Source organism: Steroidobacter sp., assembly GCF_036402275.1.
Taxonomy (GTDB): domain Bacteria; phylum Pseudomonadota; class Gammaproteobacteria; order Steroidobacterales; family Steroidobacteraceae; genus Steroidobacter.
In genome coordinates this window covers 331,445-350,809 of the sequence record NZ_DASWTF010000013.1, presented here as the reverse complement: position 1 = coordinate 350,809, position 19,365 = coordinate 331,445, and the positions used below count along the sequence as shown (strand labels likewise).

The following is a 19,365-nucleotide window of genomic DNA, read 5'->3' as shown; positions in this document are numbered from 1 at the left end:
TCGCGTGCCGAGGCGTAACATTCCCCCGGGGTTCAACCCAGCGGGAGAGAGCGATGGCCACCGAGATTCCATGGCGCCTTTCCGGTGAATATTTCGAGAATTGCAGTTGCGATGTGGTGTGCCCGTGCCTCGTGTCGGCGGCGCCGCCATTGACCTCGCGGCCGACCGAGGGCTTTTGCAACGTGCCGCTGATCTTCCACGTCGAAAGCGGCCATTACGGCGACATCGCGCTCGACGGACTCAACGTTTTCGTCATCCTGCATTCGCCCGGCGTCATGGCGGACGGAGATTGGTCCATCGCCGCCTATATCGATGAGCGCGCCGATGACGCGCAGACCGAAGCCTTAACGGCAATCTTCACTGGCGCGGCCGGCGGCCCCATGGCGGCATTCACACCGCTGATCGGCAAGCACCTTGGAGTGCGCAAAGTCCCCATCGCCTTCCGGATCGACGGCAAGACGCGGTCCGCGGAGATCCCGGGAATTTTGCATATGTCCGTCGATCCGTTGCCGACCATGCATCCGAGCGGCGAGACCTGGGCGAACCTCGGCCATCCGGTCAGCCCCGACAAGATGGCGTTGGCAGTCGGGGCCGCTGGCAACACGTTCAGAGATCACGGCATGCGTTGGGATACTTCAGGCAAGAACGGCCTCTACGCGTCCATTCAGTGGTCGAACCAGCCGTAATAAACGTCACAAGGCCGTCCGTCGACGGGCGCTAGCATACCGGGGGATCGCCGTTGCCGCGCCCTGTGGCAATATGCGCGCCCCTTGTGGAAGTTGACGGATAAACATGGTGCGTTCATTGCTCGCGGCGCTGCTCGCCGGTCATCTCGCTTTTAACACGGCATTTGCGGCCGAAGGGCCGGTGAGTGCGATTCGCGCTGGCCGGCTGGTCGATGTCGTCACTGGCAAGGTGCTCAGCGATCAGGTGCTGATCGTTCGCGGCGATCGGATCGAAGGGATTGGTTCGGCCAGTGCAGTTAGCATTCCCGCCGGCGCGAAGATCATCGATCTATCGGGGTCGACGGTGTTGCCCGGCCTCATCGACACGCACACGCATGTCACGTCGGATCCGACGCTGCCGCCTTATCATGGCTACGGGGTGTCCCACCCTCGCCTGGCGCTGAAAGGCGCTGCGAATGCCAAGGCGACGCTGCTGGCAGGCGTCACGACGATTCGAGACGTGGGCGCCACGGGCTATACCGACATCGCCTTGCGAGACGCCATCAACGACGGCGACGTTCCCGGGCCGCGAATGCTCGTCTCGGGCCCGGCGCTCGGCATCACGGGCGGACATTGCGACGACAACATGCTGGCGCCAGAGTTCGAGCATGAATCCGACGGCGTCGCGGACAGCGTTGATGGCGTGCGGCGAGTGGTGCGACGGAATGTGAAATACGGAGCGGATCTCATCAAATACTGCGGCACAGGCGGCGTGTTCTCCAAGGGCACAAAAGTTGGCGCTCAACAATACACGGCGGCTGAAGTCGCCGCGCTGATCGACGAAGCGCACATGCACGGACGCAAGGTGGCGGTGCATGCTCATGGCGCCGATGGCATCAAAGTCGCGATTCGCGCCGGCGTCGACACGGTCGAGCACGCCAGCCTCATCGACGATGAAGGTCTGCAGCTCGCCAGGAAGTTCGGCACTTTTCTCTCGATGGATATCTACAACACCGAATACACGCAGACCGAGGGACCGAAGCGCGGCGAGCTGGAAGAGTTTCTGCGCAAAGATCGGGAGGTCGCCGCCATCCAGCGAGAAAACTTCCGCAAGGCCGTCAAGCTCGGCATCAAGCTGACGATGGGCACCGATACCGGCGTGCACCGCCATGGCGACAGCCCGAAGCAGCTGGCCATCATGGTCCGCTACGGCATGACGCCGATGCAGGCGATCCAAGCCGCCACGCTGGTCGGCGCCGATGCGCTGGGCTTGAAGAATCAAATCGGCGCGCTCGCGCCCGGCTATTTCGCGGACATCATCGCGGTCGAGGGCGATCCCATCGCCAACATTCAACTGCTCGAAAACGTGCAGTTCGTGATGAAGGCCGGCGAGGTGTACAAATCCAAGTAGCTCGGACGTTTCCGCGGAAACGCCGAATGTAAAATTCCGCCGAGATACCAGAGCGTCACGGACGGTCGCTGCAGAGATGCTCGATTGCTTGTCTCGCGTAGGTCACAAATGCAGCGACTTCCGCGGGATGGCGCGCGAGATCATCTTGCTTCTCGCCACGATAAGCCGCGAGGGCTTTGCTCAGCACGATTCGATGCGCCCCTTGCAACCGATCTAACAGCCAAGTGGCCGCTGCATCCTTTGACGCAATCTGGCCGGTCGTGGCCGTGTACCAGATGCGGGCGAGCGCCAGAACGATGTTGCGCTCATCACCCGCCCAATCCTCGGGCACGTTCCACTGCGCGACAGTGTCACGCAGCGATCGAACGAGATCCGCACGCGGAACTGGGTCGAACAGGTTCGCTGCGTCGGGGCCCAGCAGCGTGACGCTGTGATCGCGGGCCTTGGTCAGAAGAATCGCTAAATCGTGATCGAGGGTTGGAGCCTCATAAACACCAGCCTGCAAGTCTTCGCGCAGCCATTCGCCAAATTGGAGCTCACGTTGCGGCGGATATCGCCACGGCACGACCTCCGACTGCGCGAGGACGGTGACCTCGAGAGGTCGCAAATGAGCATCCGATCCAGGCGGAGCCGAGACCGTCAGAAGCTCCGTCATCAGAGCCTGCCGCGTGGCTTCGGTCGGAGGCGCGCTCACGGTCACTAACAGGTCGATATCGCTAAACGGCCTGAGCCCGCCATCGACAGCCGAGCCGAACAAGTGAATCGCAAGGATCGTTCCGTCCAGATGCCGTTCGAGAACCGCACGAGCTTTGGACAATTGCGAAGCGACGGGGGTCGGGAGAGTAGCGTTCACGGGCGGGATTGTATCTGAGTGCCGTCGGCGCGCACTGTAAGGCTCAGGACAGACCGTCTGTCCCGCAAGCTGCAGGCGCTCTGGCTGAACTGAAGCGCACGGAAGAGTAAGATTCGCGCACGAACCGCTGCACCACGAGAGGCGCACATGAACGAGAGCACTGGCAAGCTGATTCTGCGATTGGCGCTCGGCTCGCTCATTCTGTTCCATGGCGTCGCCAAGCTCATCGGCGGCGTCGGCGGGCTGTCGGGCATGGTCACCGCGGCCGGGCTGCCGTCATTCGTCACCTATGGAGTCTATGTCGGCGAGGTGGTCGCCCCCGTCCTCGTCCTACTCGGTTGGTACTCCCGCATCGGCGCTGCGTTGATCGCGATCAACATGCTGTTCGCGATCGCTCTCGCGCATCGAGCCGATCTGTTCGTGATAGGAAAAACCGGCGGGTGGGCGCTCGAGTTGCAGGGTATGTTTCTATTCACCGCCATCGCCATCGCGCTCATGGGCCCTGGTCGGTTCAGTGTCAACGGAAAGTAACGACGCCTGGGAGAAGAGTTTGCGCAATGATTGCTGTGCTCGCTGGATCACCCTCTCGATAGCACTCGCCATGGCGACAGTGACGATGCCGTTGCAGGCAGCCGAAGGTTCGGCAGCGCCGAATCCCTCGCACCTTTGGAGTGCGGCGCCAAGTCGATCGGTCGACGTCGAAGCCAAAGCGATCGACAGTGGCGGGGCGAAGCTTAGCGGCACTCTATATATGCCCAAAGCCGCCAGACCGGCTCCGCTGGCGATCGTGTTCCATTCCGCGTCCTCACCGACGCGAGACCTCCCCTTGTATCGGCACGTCACCGAAATGTTGCCCTCGTTGGGCGTCGCCGTTTTCGTGTTCGACCGGCGCGGCAGCGGAGCATCGAGCGGCAAATTGGCCGACAGCGACTATGCGATGCTGGCCGACGACGGCATCGCTGCCCAGAAAACATTGGCGAAGGACCCGCGCATCGATGCAAAACGAATCGGCTTCTGGGGCCTGAGTCAAGGCGGCTGGCTGTCGTTGCTCGCGGCCTCGCGAAGCCCCGAGGCGGCCTTCGCGGTCTCGATTTCGGCGCCCATGACGACGCCGGACGTCCAGATGATTTTCGCGTCGGCGAACATCCTTCGCATCAGAGGTTATTCCGAATCCGACGTCGATCAAGCCGTCGCCGTGCGGACGGCGCTGGATGACTTCATGCGCGGCACACGCGATCGGGCGAGCACTCAGGCGTTGCTGGACGCCGCCGCGACCAAGCCGTGGTTCCAATACATATACATGAGCAAGACCTTCAAGGACCCGGGCGAGTCGCGCTGGGCGAAGGAGATTCGCCATGATCCGCTGGCGACGTTGAGCCAGGTCAAGCAGCCGGCGCTCGTGATCTACGGATCCGCGGACCCGTGGGTGCCGGTGCAGACGTCCGTCGAGCGATTGCGCGCCAAGGCCGCCGAGCATCCGAACGTCGATGTGACCGTCATCGCCGGAGCGGATCATTCCATGAACACGTCGGTCTCGTTGCAAGACCAGATAGACCCGGCGCTCTCGTCGAGAGAAGGGCCCAACGCCGCCGAGTATTTCGGCGTGCTCGCCGCCTGGCTCGCCGAGCATGGCATTGCTCGGACGAAGTAGATCGACGATCAGCCACCCGGCACGTACTTGCCGCTGACCGGATCGATGAGCTGCCCCTGGGCGCGCAGGCGCTGCGCCAATGTTTCGTAGGGAACGTTCTGCACGGAACTGGCTTTCTCGATGGCCAGGACGGCGGCCTCGCCGGCGGATTGCCCGAGGATCATGAAGACGGGCTCCATGCGAATGGAGCCATAGGCGATGTGAGATGCGGAAAGCGCGACCGGCACGAACAGGTTGGTCGCCTCGTCGGCTTTGGGCACGATGGCGTCGTAGCTGATTTCGTACGTGCGATCGAGATGGATCTGAATGTCGCCCTCGTTGCGGGCGAAGCCGTCCGAGGTCACGTAGCGCTGCACGTTGTGCGAGTCCATCGTGTAGGAACCCAAGCCGACCGAGCGCGGCGTCGGCAGTTCGCCTTCCAGATGACGTTCGGTCATGACGAAATCGGACACCATGCGCCGCGCCTCGCGAACGTACATTTCACGCGGCCAGTGGTCGTTGGAGACGAACTCGTCGGCGCACAGTCCCCACTCTGCCATTGACTCGCGCACGTCGGCGGGAACGCGAGGGTCGTTCTGCAGGAACCATAGCAGACCCGCCTGATAGCTCTTGTGCGCCTCGAAGATCTCACGACGCCGCTCGTAGCCCGCGGTCGGATAGTCGTAGTTGCCGCCGATGAAATCGGTCGAGATTGCGCCGTAGTTGTTGACGTCGGTCTTGTGATTTGGAATGGGATCGTACTTGCGGAATTTGTGACGCCAGCCGGCGTCGAGATAGCGGCCCAGCAACTCGTAGGTCCACGGGTTGTAATCCGCCGGCTTCGGCAACGGCGCGCGGATCGTGGGGTCCTTCGTCATGCACAAGCGAAAGTTGTAGGCTTGAATGCGCTGGTCACCGGAGCCGTCCGCGGCCGGCGGGCCGGGCTCGATCAATGGCACCAGTCCGCTGGCGGGATCGCCCGGCTTCACGTAGGGGTCGATGTTCAGCTCGAAGTTGTGTTGATCCGCGTTGGCGGTCTGCACGCCGTTGTAATCCTCGCCGTAAACCGCGTTCGCTTCCCGCCCGGTCGTGAAGGTCACGCCGGCCATGGCCATCAAGTCGCCTTCATAAGTAGCGTCGACAAACATGCGGCCTTCGTGACGCGAGCCGTCCAACATTTCGATGGCGACGATGCGGCTGCCCTGCTTGGTCACGGCACTCGGATCGAGCCGCAACTTGGCGTTGAACACGGGCTCGATGCCGGCGTCTTTCAGCCAGCGCATGTAGATGGCCTCGGCGACGTGAGGCTCGAACACCCACATCGCATCCTCTTCGCCTTCAGTCTTTGACTGCGAGGTCGCGATGCCTTTGAAGCCCGCAGCTTGATAATGCGCCTTCACATCTCGATAGAACCGCCGCGCCATGCCGCCGATCGCGGCGTGATTGCCGGTGTCGGCCCAGCCGAGACCGTTGGTGGTCATCCCGCCAACGTAACCGTCACGACAAAGCAGAGTCACACTGCGACCGCGGCCTTTCGCCGCGATGGCCGCGGTCAACCCGGCTGGCGTGCAGCCGTACACGACCAGATCGCTCACCGCCGGCGTATCTTTAGCAGTGCCGGCGCAGCCCGAGATCAACCCCAACGCACAGAGGCCGAGAACGATTCGAGAGATCATCAGAACGTCGCCGCCACGCCGAAATAAATGCGGCGATCGTCCAGATACGAGCTATAGAGCCGGCCAGGATTAGTGCGATAGAAACTGTTGATCGCGCGCGTGAGATTCACGCCCTCGCACGTGAGCTGGAAGTTATCGTTGATCCTGAACGACGCCGACGCATCCACCTGACCACGCGCATCCGCCCAGTTCGCGCCGCCCGACGCAATCGAGCCGCCATTGGTCATGTACTCGCTGCGATAGTTGTAGGCGACGCGTCCGCTGAACGGGCCCTTTTCGTAATAGACCACCGCGTTGGCGCTGTGCTCGGATGAGTTGTTGAGCGGATTCCGCTTGCCCGTCAGTTCGTCGATGTCCGGCGTCTCGCTGTCCGCATAGGTGTAAGTGACTGCGTAACCGAACCCATCGAACGGCTCGGGCAGCATGGACAGCGCCTGCTGATAGTTGAGCTCGATGCCTTGGATCTTGCCGTCCTTGCCGTTGGTCGGCCGGCCGATCACATAGGTGTACGCAGCGGGACCGGTGAGCGTGTTGTTCGGCGCTTCCGGGTGTTCCTCGACGGATTCCGAGTAAGTCGTGAACGCCGAAACATCCTTATAGAACACGCCCGCGGCCAGCAGACTGGCAGGCGCGAAGTACCACTCGACCGTGGTGTCGAACTGAGTGGCGCGGAACGGATCGAGATCCGGATTGCCCGAAGAGCCCGTCATCGAAACCGGCTGCAGCGACAAGCCGACGCCGGTGCTGGTCAGATCCGGACGCGCCACGACCTTTGCAGCGGCGAATCGCAGCCGAACATCGTCGCGCAAGTCGAAAATGAGATTGAGGTTGGGCAGCGTGTCCGAAAACGATTTGCCGGCCCGCGCCCGGAGGGCCTGATTGCCCACGATGGTATAACCGAGCGATTCGCGATCGACATTGACCTGGCGCACGCCCAGATCGCCCGTCATCGGCACACCGAACACGTCGGTGCTAAACCGCACCATCGCAAAGAACGCGTCGGTGGTTTGCTCGACCTGATTGATGGTCGCCTTCGCTGCCGTGCTGTCGAAAGAAATCGGCGTTGCACCCAGCGCGTTGCGGATGGTGTCGAAGCTCACCGAGCCAGTGAGGATCTGCCGAGGGTAGCTACCGCTCTCGCCAGGAAACATTCCGCCCAGCAGCCCGGTGTAAGACAGCCCCGGAACTTCGCTTGCCAGCAACGGGCTGCCCGGCGTCGGATCGTGGGTCGAGAACGCGGGATAGCTCGACTGCGGATTGCCGCCGAACACTTCGATGGTCTCGGTGCGCGCGCCCACCTTGACCGACGTGAAGAATCCGTCCAGCTGATATTCGACGTCGAAGTCGGCGTCGTGGCCCTTGTTCTCGGCGACGTAATCGACATCGAACGTGCTGTACACCTCGTACTGCGACGGATCGAAGATGTCGAAGTTTGCGTTGATGCCATAGTTCGGCGAAACATCCGAGCCTGCCGCGTCGTACGCGACATTCACGATGTTGCCGGCGCGTTGGCGGGTGACGAGCACGTTGTCGTTGCCGGAATTGTTGTTGCCGCCATCGCCACCCAGGCCCGCGCCCTCGCCTTCGCTGACCGAGGCGTTGAGATTCACGGTCCAGCGATCCCGGCTCCAGTTGGCGTTAGCGCTCAAGTATTCGTTGTCCGAGTACGAGTCGCCGCCATAAAGCATGGGACGCAGCGTCACGCCCGAGAAATTACCCGAGACCAGCGTGCCGCTCGCGTCGATGACGCCGTTGGTGATGTTGTTGTTGAGAATGGTCTGTTGAACCGAACGAACCCGGTCGGTGTCACGCCGGGACTTCACGCCTTCGAGCGTGAAAGTCAGGTCGTCGATGGGCCGCCACTGCGCCGAAGCGTTCACCGAGTAGCGCTCGTCTTCATAAGTATTCGACCAGGTCATCAAGCGCAGCGGACGGAAGAACGTATCGTTGACGCCGTCGCCCGTCACATCGACGTTGGTCACCTGCGTCCAGCCGCCGGACTGGTAGATATCGCTCGCGCCCGTCGAGTCGGAATAGGAGCCGCTCAACAGCACGCCGAACTTGCGATCGGCGAAGGTGTGCGCGATGAAGCCAGAGACTTTCTCGCCCCACTCTTCGGCGCGGTCCGCATACGAGCTCTGCAGACGCCCGGAGATGACCGAGTCTTCGAGATCCAGCGGTCGCTTGGTGCGCAAGTTGATGACCGCGCCGAGCCAGCCTTCGACCAGATCCGCCGACGGCGCCTTGATCACATCCACGCCCGCGAGCAGTTCCGGAGAAACATCCGCGAGATTGGGATCGCCGTTGCGAGCGCTGCCAATGAAGCTCTTGCCGTTGAGCAGGAGTTTGTTCAGCCCGAGCCCGCGCACGGTGATGGACTTGCCTTCGCCTTCGACGCGCGTCACCTGCACACCTGGAATACGACTGAGCGTCTCGGCGACGTTCTGATCGGGCAGTTTGCCGATGTCCTCGGCGGAGATCGTGTCCATGATGCGCGTGGCGTCGCGCTTCACTTCGATCGCGTCGGCAATCGACTTGCGAATTCCCACGACCGTGATTTGTTCGAGCACAGACTCGCTCGCAGCCGCGCTTTCCTGGCCGTCACCACTCGAGGATTCCTCGGCCGAGGGCGCGGCGGCCGGAACTGACTGAGTTGCCGGGGCTTGCGCCAACACCAGCACGACATCGGACGACGTTCGCTCATGGCGCAGGCCCGTTCCCGAGAGCAAGTATTCCAGCGCCTGATCGGCCGTCATCGAGCCACGCACGCTCGGTGCTTGCCGATCGGCCACCACGGTGGGATCGAACACCAACTCGGTGCGCGTCTGCCGTCCCAGCGCGGTCAACGATTGCGCCAGCTTGCCGCTCTCGATCTCGATCGTCGTTTGTTCGCTGACCTGAGCGAAGGCGTTGCCGATGAGGGCGAGCGCACACGCTCCACCCGTGGCCCATTGACGGATTGCGCGCCGTAAAATCAGTTGTTTGTGTTCTTGCACGGTTCCCCCAAATCGCAATGAATGGCCTACGGCTCTGTTAGATCCGGATTGCCGCGGCGATCCGAATATTCCAAAGAACGCGACACCGGGAGAAAACCGCCAGGGTCATGACGCAATCTCATGTAAATCGTCTTCATGGCCGTCGAGCCACGAGCGCGAACTCATCCGTGCCGCGATACTCGACCACCACCGGATGCAGACTCGTCACTGCTTCCAGAAACTTCCGTTGGCTGTTGGTGCGGAACACGCCCGAGATTCGAAGCTGACCGAGCTGCGGGTCTTCGATGCTGATGGTCTGCGCCGAGTAACGGTTGAACTCTTCGACGGCTTCGGTCAGAGAAGTGTTGTCGAATTCGATCAGCCCGTCGCGCCACTTGAGCAGGCGATCCGCGTCCGGGGCCGGCTTATGCACGACTTCTTTGTCGGTCGCAACCAGGGTCTCGCCAGCGTTCATATGAATGCTGGCCTCGGCCGCCTGGGCCGGAGGCGCAGCCGAGCCTGCTTGCGTCACGTTCTCGACCACCACGCGGCCTTCGACGAGCAGCACTTCGACGCGCTCCTCGTCGAGCCGCACGTCGAACGCTGTTCCAACCGCAACGATCTGCTTGCCGCCGGCGACGACGATGAACGGCCGCAATGGATCTTTGGCGACGTTGAAGAACGCCTGACCGCGCAGCACTTCGACAGTCCGATGCCGGCCGTCGAAGACGACGTCCAGATCCGTATCGGTGTTGAGCGTGATGGCGGAGCCGTCCGGCAGAGTCACATCCAGCTTCTCGCCGCGCCGGGTCACGTAATCGGCGACGCCTTTCTCATAGAGAGAGGCAACCGGCACATTCTTGAAGAGATTGGGTCCGCCACCGAATGCGATCAGCGCCGTGACGCCGATGACCGCCAGCACGATGCCGGCCGCAATCGACTTCGCGCCGAACAACCGCCGCTCCGGCTGATAGCGAAGCGCCGCCCGGCGCAAAGCATCGAGGTGCTGATCGTCCTGCGCGTCATCGAATACGCGCATCGACGCGGCGGCTCGCTCGTAGGCAGCGGCGTTCTCGGGTGAACGATCGCGCCATGCCTCGAAGGCGCGGCGTTCCTCGTCTGTCACACTGTCGGCATCCATGCGCACGGCCCAGCGCGCGGCCGCTTCGGCGGGTGAAAGATCTGTTGGGACGGGGCGAGCTCGCATCTTTACTTCCCGTTCAGACGCAAATCGAGATGGGCCACTGCGCGAGCCATGTGCTTCTCGACCGTGCTCATCGGCATTCCCAGACGCTTCGCGATGTCGCTGTAGCGCATGCCCTCGAGCCGGCGCAGAAGAAAAATCGTGCGCGTGACTTCTGGCAGTTCCAGCACGGCCGCCGTGGCCTTCGCCAGGCTCTGCTTACCTACTAGAACGCGCTCGGGCGTGGAATCATCCTTGAGATCGGGCTGGTCGAGCTCGATATCCTCGTGGGCGGTCGCCTGCCGCACCTGACGCTTGCGCAGCCAGTCGTTGAGCACGCTTTGCGCGGTCTGGAAGACATAACCGGCCACGATCTGCGAGCCGTCGGCGTTGACCTTGCGCACCAGACGCACGAACACGTCCTGCACCAGATCGTCGATCTCGTGCTGTTCTTTGACCCGCTTGCTGAAGAACCGGCGTAGCGCCGGTCGAAACTGCGTCGAAAGCAGTGCTATGTGCTCTGATTCCGCGCCTTCGGAGCGGTGTGCCTGTCTCGGCGCATCCATCTCGACCCTGATCTCCCACGGCTACCCGGCGCATCCCGCCATAAAGAATAAGAACGCGCGTGGGGCGGAAAACCGCCAGCGGAGTTTAGGGGTTCCGCTCGGAGTCGCTCAACCCGGCGGCAGCGAGCGCAGGTAACGATAGATCGCACCGAGCTCCATGTCGGACATGCGGGCATAAGAGGACCAGGGCATGGGCGAGCCCTGCTTCGACGGACCGGTGCGACGAAATCGATCTATGAAGTTCTGTTCGGAGTCGCTGTTCAGGACGCCCTCCGGCCCCGGCGTGAGATTCGGCGCGATGAACTCACCGCTCTCGCCGCGGATTTTCGTGCCACCCGCATAGGGCGTGCCGGTGAACGTGCCGTTCCAGCGTCGTCGCGTGTGACAACCTCGACACACGGCCACCGCGTCAGCGAGATAAGAACCGTACTCCGCGTTCCTTCCCGGCTCGACGTGCTCCGATGGGCGTTCGGTGGGTAGCTGACGAGGCAGCAGGTGTTGCACGCTGAAACGTCCCAATGCGCTCAACCCATCCTGAGGAGCCACGCCTGGAACGGCCGGCACCGTACGCAGAAAAGAAACGATGGCTTGCAGATCGTCGTCCGCAAGAGCGAAGTACACCATGTAAGGAAGCATCGGCCGCCCATGCCGGGACACGCCGTAGCGCAAGCTCTGCACCAACGCGTCGTCGCTGACATCACCCAGCCCAGCAATCGGATCGGTGGTCAGATTCGGCGCGATGACCCGGCCGAACAAACCATTCGAGGCAAACTCACGGCCGCCCGACAGATCGGCCCCATGGCACTCGGCACAGTGCGCCGGGCCATAAACGAGATAACGACCGCGCTCGATGACTTCGGGGCGAGTCGTAGCATGGATACCGAAACTCGAAACAACGATCGGCTGCGAAGCGCACGCGCTCAGCAACGCGACGAGCAACAAACAAATCAATGGCCTGAGCGCCGTACTCAACTGGACGACCTCCGCTCCCATAGCACGCGCAGCCTGCCGAGCGCGGCGTCGGTCGCACAGCGATATTCGGTGAATGGCAAAATCCGGCGGCGAACTCCCTTCCCTTCACGGCGAAGCCGCCTTACCTTGCCGGGCGAGAGGTGGATATGCGATCCAGCCAAACTTTCGAGGGCTCCCAGCGCAGCTCGATGCGTTGGGGCCTGGCGGTGCTCGCCACCGTCGTTGCGCTCACAGTGGTGTATCGAATCGAACAGCTCTCCTGGCTCGAAGCCGCCGTCGCAGCTATCGGATTCGTCGCGCCGTGCGTGCTGCTGGGTCGCGTGGTGTGGCGATTGTTGCTGAGGAGAAAACGTGACGAGCCAGTCCTTCACGCGCTCGCGCTTCATGTCGTCACTGCAGTCGCATTCAGCGCCGCCTGGGTCAGCGCCTTCTGCGTGCTCGTCTACTTCTCACATCCTGAGTGGCTCACTCCATTCCTGAGCGACGGCGCCGTGTGGCAATTCGCCTGGGGCCTGATTGGCTACGGCGTGCTCGCTTATGCGGCGGAAATACAAGCTCGCCTGCGTGAGAAAGAGTTGGCCGCGACCAAAGCGGAACTACTGGCGCTGCGTGCGCAGCTCAACCCTCACTTCTTGTTCAACACGCTTCATTCACTCACGCAGCTGGCCCGCGAAGATCCAGTAGCCACACAAGATGCGCTAGAGCAATTTGGCGAGCTGATGCGATATGTGCTGAATGTGGAGCGGGATGCGATGGCCGAGGTGTCGCTCGAACAAGAACTTCATTTCGTGCGTAACTATCTCGCCATCGAGAAGCTGCGCCTGTGCCATCGGCTGCGTGTCGAAGAGGACATCGATCCGGAATCTCTGGAGCTCGCCATTCCACCGCTCTTGTTACAACCGCTGGTCGAGAACGCCGTGCGCCATGGCGTTGCGCCGCGTCGCGAAGGAGCCACCATCCGACTGTCGACGCGTCTCTCCTCTTCACACCTACTCATCGAAGTTGCGGACGACGGCAACGGCGCGCAGCCCGACGTACTCTCACGAGCTTCCGGCTTGGGACTGAGCGCCGTGGCACGTCAGCTCAAAGCGCGCTTCCCGCATACGAGTGCGCTGGATGTCATAACTCAGCCGCGAACCGGATTCACGGTGAAACTGCAATTGCCCGTGCGAGTCTGACCATGGAGGAACTCATAACAGCCATGATCGTGGACGACGAGCCGCTCGCGCGGCGCAAGCTCGTCACATTGCTCGCCGACGTTCCCTGGGCAAGATGTGTCGGCGAAGTGGAGGACGGCGTCGCCGCGCTCGACCGGATCTCACACCTGCAGCCGGATGTTTTGTTCCTGGACATCCAGATGCCCGAATTGTCCGGCATCGACGTCGTCACCCGCCTGCAAAGAATGACCACGATGCCGGCAGTAATCTTCACCACCGCGCACGATCACTACGCCGTGAGTGCGTTCGAGCTCGAAGCCGTGGACTATCTGCTCAAGCCCTTCGGCGCAGGCCGTTTCGTGACGGCACTGGAGCGCGCACGCAAAGTCGTGCAGGCACGTGACGGGGCCGCTCAGCTGGAGCGCGCCCGCATGATCCTGACTACGCCTGCCGCCTCCGAACCCGCCAACCGCATCGTGGTTCGAGACGGCAACGCGTTCATTCCTGTGAACATCGCCGACATCGACAGGGTCGAAGCTGCCGACGACTACGTGGTGATTCATGCGCTCAGTCGGCGGCATCTCGTCGCCATCACGCTCAGCCGCTTGCAGGAGCGCCTTCCGAACCCGCCTTTTCTCAGAGTGCACCGCTCGCACATCGTGAACTTCGATCGCGTCGATCGGTTGCTCGCGCTGGACGATTCACGACTCGAAGTGCGCATGAAAGATGGCGCGGCAGTCCCGGTGAGTCGCGCTCGCTCCCAGGAAATTCGCCGACTGGCGCGTTGACCACGCCGGCGAATGTGCTGCCGTCCATTGGCGGCAGGACGTACACGCTGCTCGATTTGATTGCCGGCTGTGGACCGAGGAACAACTGACCTATCAGGGTGCTTTCTACAAGACCGCGATTGCGACGATTACGGCAGGCCCGCCTCGAACGAGCCTATGACACAGATGCGCGCGCCAACGTGGGCACTGGTGCCGCTCAAGGCCAGTCACCACGCCAAATCGAGACTTGCCGAGGTTCTCGACCCTCGGCGGCGAGTCCAACTGTTTTTTGCGCTCGCCGGGCGGGTGATCCGCGCCTTGCGGGAAAGCGATCGCATCGACGCGGTTGGCGTCGTCACCTCCAGTCGTGAGATCGCGTCATTCGCCCGGACGTTGGGCGCAGTGCCAATCCTACAAACCATCGATGTCGGCATGGCGCCCGCGCTGGAGTTGGCCTTGCACCGTTTGCAGGCCGAGCACCCTGCTCGCGTGCTGATGCTGCCGGGCGATCTGCCATTGATCTCCGAAGCTGCCATCGAGGAGCTGTTCGGCGCCGCGGATGCGAGTCCAAATGTCGTGCTCGCGCCCGACTGCCATCGCGATGGCACCAATGCCTTGCTCTGCACGCCGCCGCTGGTCATTTCGCCGCACTTCGGTCAGCGCAGTTTCGAACGGCATGTGGCGGCAGCCCAGGCAGTAAGTGTGGCTGCGCGCGTCGTGGAGATCGACGCGCTTGCGCTCGACTTGGATTGCGCCGATGACCTTGAATATCTGCGTCTGCACGGCGGCGACGGTTCGATGGACCTGCTCGATGAACGCACTGTGGCGGCGGGAGGGTGAATGACGCCGGAGCGGCTCGAAGGGCGCCCTACTCCAAGACAGTGTCATGCACTGTTGGACCATTCGGATTGGCGCGCTCTCTCGACGGCTGCGTCTGCGCTCCGCGAGCGCGGCTGGGGCAGTTGCGTCAGCTATTCACGTAAGGTGTTCGTGCCGCTGACGCAGTTGTGCCGCGACGTTTGTCACTACTGCACGTTCGCCCAAACACCAGGTCGCCTGGCGAAGCCGTATCTCGAACCAGAGGATGTGTTACGGATCGCGCGAGAGGGAGCCGCGCTCGGCTGTAAGGAAGTACTGTTCACTCTGGGCGATCGGCCGGAGCTGCGTTATGCGCGGGCGCACGAAGCGCTGTCTGCATTGGGCTTTGCCACGACCCTGGCTTATCTCGAACACGTGGCGGGGCTGGTGTTGCGCGAGACGGGGCTGCTGCCTCACCTCAATCCCGGGCTGATGAGCGCCGACGATCTCGCCCGACTCCGTCACGTGGCTCCCTCGATGGGCATCATGCTGGAGTCGGCGGCAGAGCGGCTCTGCGAGCGCGGCGGTCCGCACTTTGGATCTCCGGATAAGCTGCCCGCTCGACGTCTGGAAACATTGCGCCTGGCCGGCGAAGCTCGGATTCCCATGACCAGCGGCATCCTGATCGGCATCGGCGAGACGCGGCGCGAACGCATCGATGCGCTATTGGCCCTGCGTGAATTGTCCGATCGCTATGGCCACCTTCAGGAGATCATCATCCAGAATTTCCGCGCCAAGCCTGGCACGAAGATGCAGCGCGCGCCGGAACCCTCCAGTGATGACTTGTGCTGGACGGTGGCTGCTGCCCGCTTGATCTTCGGTCCTCACATGAGCATACAAGCGCCGCCCAATTTGTATGGCGGCGATCTGACAGAGCTCATCGCCGCCGGCATCAACGATTGGGGCGGCGTGTCGCCGCTCACGCCAGACCACGTGAACCCGGAAGCGCCTTGGCCCCATCTCGACCGACTGGCAGCGGAGACGGCGCGAGCAGGATGTGACCTGGTCGAGCGGCTCACCGTGTATCCACGATATGTTCAAGCTCACGGCGAATGGATTGCGGATGAGGTGCGGGGTTCGATACTGCGGCTCTCGGATGGCGCAGGGTGGGCACGTGTTGGCTGTTGGCATGCCGGCGCAGCCGAGCCGGCCAATGCTGATGACCTGCGCGACGTACCGCTGATGGCCACGCCGCGTGCGGCGAATATGACTGGGCTGATCGAGCGAGCCGCCTCGGGCGTACAACTTACCGAGTGCGAGATCGCAGAGCTTTTCACTGCTCGTGGCGCTGATTTCGTCCGTGTCTGCGAAACGGCCGATGCACTACGCCAGCAGACCGTAGGCGATACGGTGACGTATGCGGTCGTTCGCAACATCAACTACACCAATATCTGCTTGTACAAGTGCGGCTTCTGCGCGTTCTCAAAGGGGCGGACGCATGAGCATCTGCGTGGCGCGCCGTATCTCGTGGACCACGATGAGATACAACGGCGTGTTCGCGAAGCCTGGGAGCGTGGTGGCACCGAAGTATGCATGCAAGGTGGGATCCACCCCTCTTTCACCGGTCACACGTATCTGGAAATCTGTCGCAAAGCGAAGCAGGCCCAGCCCGAGATCCACATTCACGCGTTCTCGCCGCTCGAAGTCAGCCACGGAGCCAGGACTTTGGGCATTTCCGTCGGCGAGTTTCTCGATGAGCTCAAGCTGGCCGGCCTGAGCTCTTTACCAGGGACTGCCGCGGAGATTCTGGACGATGAGGTCCGTCGCGACCTCGCGCCTGACAAGCTCGGCACGCAGGAATGGCTCAGCGTGGTCGCCCAGGCGCATCGCGCTGCGCTGCCGACCACGTCGACCATCATGTTCGGGCACATTGACGGATACGAGCATTGGGCGCGTCACCTGTTGTTACTGCGGCAATTGCAACAGCAGACCGGTGGCTTCACTGAGTTCGTGCCGCTGCCCTTCGTTCACATGGAAGCCCCAATGTATCTTCGCGGCCGCGCCCGCCAGGGCCCCACGCTGCGTGAAGCTTTGCTCATGCATGCGGTCGCGCGGCTGGTGCTACATCCGTTCATTCGCAATGTGCAAGCTTCGTGGGTGAAGCTCGGTCCGCAGTGGGCGCAGCGTTGTTTGCAGGCGGGCGCGAACGATCTGGGGGGCACGCTGATGAACGAATCGATCAGTCGCGCCGCCGGCTCCGTTCACGGCCAGGAACTGGCGCCCGCCCAGATGCAGGAGCTCATCCGCGCGCTGGGTCGGCCGCATCGACAGCGGACCACACTCTATGGTGATGCGAACGCAGACCGAATCGCCTGCGCCGAGCGCTCCCCGCCGCTCCACGAGCTATACAACGCACCCTGCGCGCGAACTCCGGTCGACACGGCGCGGGATGTACGCAGGGACGTCGGACCGCTACACCTTGGCCGTGTACGGTGATAACGTCACCGACTGGGGGTACCGCACCATGGCGCAGGCTAACGCCACCGGCATCGGCGCGGGCTTGGGAACTCCGGCAGCGATGGGCGTTTCCATTCGAGCCAAATTCTAGGAGCGACACACGTGCGTAGCTACAGCACGCTGGCACTGACCAGAAAAGATCGAGTCCTGACCATTACTCTGAACCGGCCCGACGTGCTCAACGCCGTCAACCTGGAAATGCACGACGAGCTGGCGGACGCATTCAATTTCGCCGCGATCGACGAGCAGTCCGATATCGTCATATTGACCGGCGCCGGGCGGGCGTTCTGCGCCGGCGGCGATATTGAGCACCTGGCGCGCAACGCCGCCGCGCCCGAGCGCTTCGATCACGAAGCACGCATCGCCAAGCGCATCGTGTTCGCCATGCTCGATCTGGACAAACCGCTGATTTGCAAAATGAACGGCACGGCCGTCGGCCTGGGCGCGACGCTGGCCCTGCTCTGCGATGTGATCTATGCAGTCGATGGCGCGAAGATCGGCGATCCGCACGTCTGCGTCGGCCTGGTCGCCGGCGACGGTGGCGCGGCGATCTGGGCACAGCGCATCGGACTGGGCCGCGCCAAGGAATTTCTGCTCACCGGCGAGACCATGAGCACCAAACAGGCGGAGCAGATCGGGCTCGTCAATCATTGCGTGGCGCCGAGCCAGCTGGACGACGCCGTCGTTGGCTTCTGTAATCGTCTGCAGCACGGCTCCATGAACGCGATTCGCTGGACCAAAGTGCTGCTCAATCTCGAGCTGAAGCGCGTTGCTCACGCGGTGATGGATGCCGGTATCGCGTACGAGTCCGTGACCGCACGCTCCGCCGACCACCGCGAAGCCGTCAAGGCGATCCAGGAGAAACGCCGGCCCGTCTTCTGCCGGGATCCGAGCAAGCCCAACGGCGGTTGAGCAGCCGGCTGTTGCAAGGGATATGGTAGTCGATGCGGCCCCGGACTACTATTTTCCTCCGCAAAAGTTCGACCCCGGTGCAAGCGCCGATGAATCCAACTGCGTCGACTGGATCCGCTGCCACAGGCCCCCTGCATGGCGTGCGTGTGCTGGAATTTGCCGGCCTTGGCCCCGCGCCCTTTTGCGGCATGCTGCTTTCCGATCTGGGAGCGCAGGTCTTGCGGATCGCGCGGCCAAACAATCCCATGCAGAGCTTCGACGGCATCCTCGACCGGGGACGAGTCACATTGACGCTCGATCTGAAACAGCGCGACGGCATCGAAGTTTGTCGCGCCCTGAGCAAGAGCGCCGATGCGCTCATCGAGGGATTTCGCCCTGGCGTGATGGAAAAACTTGGGCTGGGGCCGGACGTCCTGCTTGGTGACAACCCCAAGCTGGTGTACGGACGTATGACCGGCTGGGGCCAGCACGGTCCGAACGCGCACACCGCCGGCCACGATATCAACTACATCGCGCTTTCAGGCGCGCTGCATTCGATTGGCAGCGCGACCAAGCCGACGCCGCCGCTCAATCTGGTTGGCGACTTCGGCGGCGGCGCGTTGTATCTCGCCATGGGTGTGCTTGCGGCGTTGTTGAATGCTCGCAGCACCGGCGTCGGCCAGGTGATCGACTGCGCGATGACGGATGGCGCGGCCTCGCTGATGAGCATGATGTTCGCAATGCGCGGTGCGGGTGAATGGCGCGAACAGCGACATGCAAATCTTCTCGACGGCGGCGCGCCGTTCTACGACACGTACCGCTGCGCAGACGATAAGTGGATCTGCGTTGGCGCGCTCGAGCCGCAGTTTTTCGCGGCCTTGCTGAAGAAGCTGGATATACCGGTGACCGATTATCCCAATCATTGGGACCGCAGTTGCTGGCCCGGGATGCGCGCGCGATTCGAGCAGATATTTCAAAGCCAGTCGCAGGCTCACTGGTGCGCGCTGCTCGAAGACACCGATGCCTGCTTCGCGCCCATCCTGTCCATGAGCGAAGCCCTCACCCATCCACACAACGTCGCTCGCGGCACGTTCACCACACACGACGGCTTGGTCCAACCCTCGCCCGCTCCACGTTTCTCTCGCACTCCGTCGTCGATTCAAGAGAGCTCTCGCGCTGACGCGCAAACGCTGCGGGAATGGCGGCTGCCAGAAAATCTCATCGATCGCGTGATGTCATAGACGCAATCGCTCTGTTTCACCGGTGCAATGCGCGGGCTTAACCCAACACCTGTGTTGACCAGC

Annotated in this window: 16 protein-coding genes; 10 read left to right on the top strand and 6 right to left on the bottom strand. The window is 62.5% G+C overall.

Going from position 1 to position 19,365, the window contains the following annotated elements; genetic code table 11:
- Window positions 1-53: 53 nt before the first annotated feature.
- Window positions 54-686, top strand: coding sequence for a DUF1326 domain-containing protein (locus tag VGD45_RS06360; RefSeq protein WP_331154434.1), 633 nt, complete (start codon window positions 54-56; stop codon window positions 684-686).
- A gap of 106 nt (window positions 687-792) precedes the next feature.
- Complete coding sequence (locus VGD45_RS06355) at window positions 793-2,076, top strand: metal-dependent hydrolase family protein (RefSeq protein WP_331154433.1); 1,284 nt, start codon at window positions 793-795, stop codon at window positions 2,074-2,076.
- Between the two features lie 55 nt (window positions 2,077-2,131).
- Here the strand turns inward: VGD45_RS06355 and VGD45_RS06350 are convergent, their stop codons facing one another.
- Entirely contained in the window at window positions 2,132-2,929 is a 798-nt protein-coding gene (locus VGD45_RS06350) for an AadA family aminoglycoside 3''-O-nucleotidyltransferase (RefSeq protein WP_331154432.1), read from the bottom strand.
- Between the two features lie 147 nt (window positions 2,930-3,076).
- Here VGD45_RS06350 and VGD45_RS06345 point away from each other — a divergent pair, with 147 nt between their 5' ends.
- The gene (locus VGD45_RS06345) at window positions 3,077-3,460 is read left to right on the top strand and encodes a DoxX family protein (RefSeq protein WP_331154431.1); all 384 of its coding nucleotides are present in this window, start codon (window positions 3,077-3,079) and stop codon (window positions 3,458-3,460) included.
- A 70-nt stretch (window positions 3,461-3,530) separates the two neighbouring features.
- Entirely contained in the window at window positions 3,531-4,580 is a 1,050-nt protein-coding gene (locus tag VGD45_RS06340) for an alpha/beta hydrolase family protein (RefSeq protein ID WP_331154430.1), read from the top strand.
- A gap of 8 nt (window positions 4,581-4,588) precedes the next feature.
- Here the strand turns inward: VGD45_RS06340 and VGD45_RS06335 are convergent, their stop codons facing one another.
- From VGD45_RS06335 to VGD45_RS06315, 5 genes are all read right to left on the bottom strand, one after another.
- Window positions 4,589-6,235: an FAD-dependent oxidoreductase gene (locus VGD45_RS06335; RefSeq protein WP_331154429.1), complete on the bottom strand. Its 1,647-nt coding sequence runs from the start codon at window positions 6,233-6,235 to the stop codon at window positions 4,589-4,591.
- Complete coding sequence (locus tag VGD45_RS06330; protein WP_331154428.1) at window positions 6,235-9,231, bottom strand: TonB-dependent receptor; 2,997 nt, start codon at window positions 9,229-9,231, stop codon at window positions 6,235-6,237. The genes VGD45_RS06335 and VGD45_RS06330 overlap by 1 nt, the downstream gene beginning before the upstream one ends.
- Window positions 9,232-9,364: 133 nt before the next feature.
- A complete protein-coding gene (locus VGD45_RS06325) occupies window positions 9,365-10,417 on the bottom strand; it encodes a FecR family protein (RefSeq protein ID WP_331154427.1) in 1,053 nt (350 codons plus the stop codon).
- A gap of 2 nt (window positions 10,418-10,419) precedes the next feature.
- The gene (locus VGD45_RS06320; RefSeq protein ID WP_331154426.1) at window positions 10,420-10,959 is read right to left on the bottom strand and encodes a sigma-70 family RNA polymerase sigma factor; all 540 of its coding nucleotides are present in this window, start codon (window positions 10,957-10,959) and stop codon (window positions 10,420-10,422) included.
- A 108-nt stretch (window positions 10,960-11,067) separates the two neighbouring features.
- A complete protein-coding gene (locus VGD45_RS06315; RefSeq protein WP_331154425.1) occupies window positions 11,068-11,931 on the bottom strand; it encodes a cytochrome c in 864 nt (287 codons plus the stop codon).
- A gap of 146 nt (window positions 11,932-12,077) precedes the next feature.
- On the opposite strand from VGD45_RS06315, the gene VGD45_RS06310 reads away from it, so the two are divergent.
- From VGD45_RS06310 to VGD45_RS06285, 6 genes are all read left to right on the top strand, one after another.
- Complete coding sequence (locus VGD45_RS06310; RefSeq protein WP_331154424.1) at window positions 12,078-13,109, top strand: sensor histidine kinase; 1,032 nt, start codon at window positions 12,078-12,080, stop codon at window positions 13,107-13,109.
- Window positions 13,110-13,111: 2 nt separating this feature from the next.
- The gene (locus VGD45_RS06305; RefSeq protein WP_331154423.1) at window positions 13,112-13,876 is read left to right on the top strand and encodes a LytTR family DNA-binding domain-containing protein; all 765 of its coding nucleotides are present in this window, start codon (window positions 13,112-13,114) and stop codon (window positions 13,874-13,876) included.
- A 156-nt stretch (window positions 13,877-14,032) separates the two neighbouring features.
- On the top strand, window positions 14,033-14,695 hold the full coding sequence (cofC, locus tag VGD45_RS06300) for a 2-phospho-L-lactate guanylyltransferase (RefSeq protein WP_331154422.1): 663 nt from the start codon (window positions 14,033-14,035) through the stop codon (window positions 14,693-14,695).
- Entirely contained in the window at window positions 14,696-17,149 is a 2,454-nt protein-coding gene (cofH, locus tag VGD45_RS06295) for a 5-amino-6-(D-ribitylamino)uracil--L-tyrosine 4-hydroxyphenyl transferase CofH (protein WP_331154421.1), read from the top strand.
- A 123-nt stretch (window positions 17,150-17,272) separates the two neighbouring features.
- On the top strand, window positions 17,273-18,082 hold the full coding sequence (locus tag VGD45_RS06290; protein ID WP_331154420.1) for an enoyl-CoA hydratase/isomerase family protein: 810 nt from the start codon (window positions 17,273-17,275) through the stop codon (window positions 18,080-18,082).
- 89 nt (window positions 18,083-18,171) lie between these two features.
- Window positions 18,172-19,302, top strand: coding sequence for a CaiB/BaiF CoA-transferase family protein (locus tag VGD45_RS06285; protein WP_331154419.1), 1,131 nt, complete (start codon window positions 18,172-18,174; stop codon window positions 19,300-19,302).
- The last annotated feature ends 63 nt before the right edge of the window (window positions 19,303-19,365 follow it).

Bases quoted from the DNA above. Each gene is read 5' to 3' on its own strand.
- VGD45_RS06345 (WP_331154431.1), top strand. From the start codon at position 3,077: ATGAACGAGAGCACTGGCAAGCTGATTCTGCGATTGGCGCTCGGCTCG.
- VGD45_RS06305 (WP_331154423.1), top strand. From the start codon at position 13,112: ATGGAGGAACTCATAACAGCCATGATCGTGGACGACGAGCCGCTCGCG.
- VGD45_RS06340 (WP_331154430.1), top strand. From the start codon at position 3,531: ATGGCGACAGTGACGATGCCGTTGCAGGCAGCCGAAGGTTCGGCAGCG.
- VGD45_RS06320 (WP_331154426.1), bottom strand. From the start codon at position 10,959: ATGGATGCGCCGAGACAGGCACACCGCTCCGAAGGCGCGGAATCAGAG.
- VGD45_RS06325 (WP_331154427.1), bottom strand. From the start codon at position 10,417: ATGCGAGCTCGCCCCGTCCCAACAGATCTTTCACCCGCCGAAGCGGCC.
- cofH (WP_331154421.1), top strand. From the start codon at position 14,696: ATGACGCCGGAGCGGCTCGAAGGGCGCCCTACTCCAAGACAGTGTCAT.
- VGD45_RS06310 (WP_331154424.1), top strand. From the start codon at position 12,078: ATGCGATCCAGCCAAACTTTCGAGGGCTCCCAGCGCAGCTCGATGCGT.
- VGD45_RS06335 (WP_331154429.1), bottom strand. From the start codon at position 6,235: ATGATCTCTCGAATCGTTCTCGGCCTCTGTGCGTTGGGGTTGATCTCG.
- cofC (WP_331154422.1), top strand. From the start codon at position 14,033: ATGACACAGATGCGCGCGCCAACGTGGGCACTGGTGCCGCTCAAGGCC.
- VGD45_RS06360 (WP_331154434.1), top strand. From the start codon at position 54: ATGGCCACCGAGATTCCATGGCGCCTTTCCGGTGAATATTTCGAGAAT.
- VGD45_RS06285 (WP_331154419.1), top strand. From the start codon at position 18,172: ATGAATCCAACTGCGTCGACTGGATCCGCTGCCACAGGCCCCCTGCAT.
- VGD45_RS06355 (WP_331154433.1), top strand. From the start codon at position 793: ATGGTGCGTTCATTGCTCGCGGCGCTGCTCGCCGGTCATCTCGCTTTT.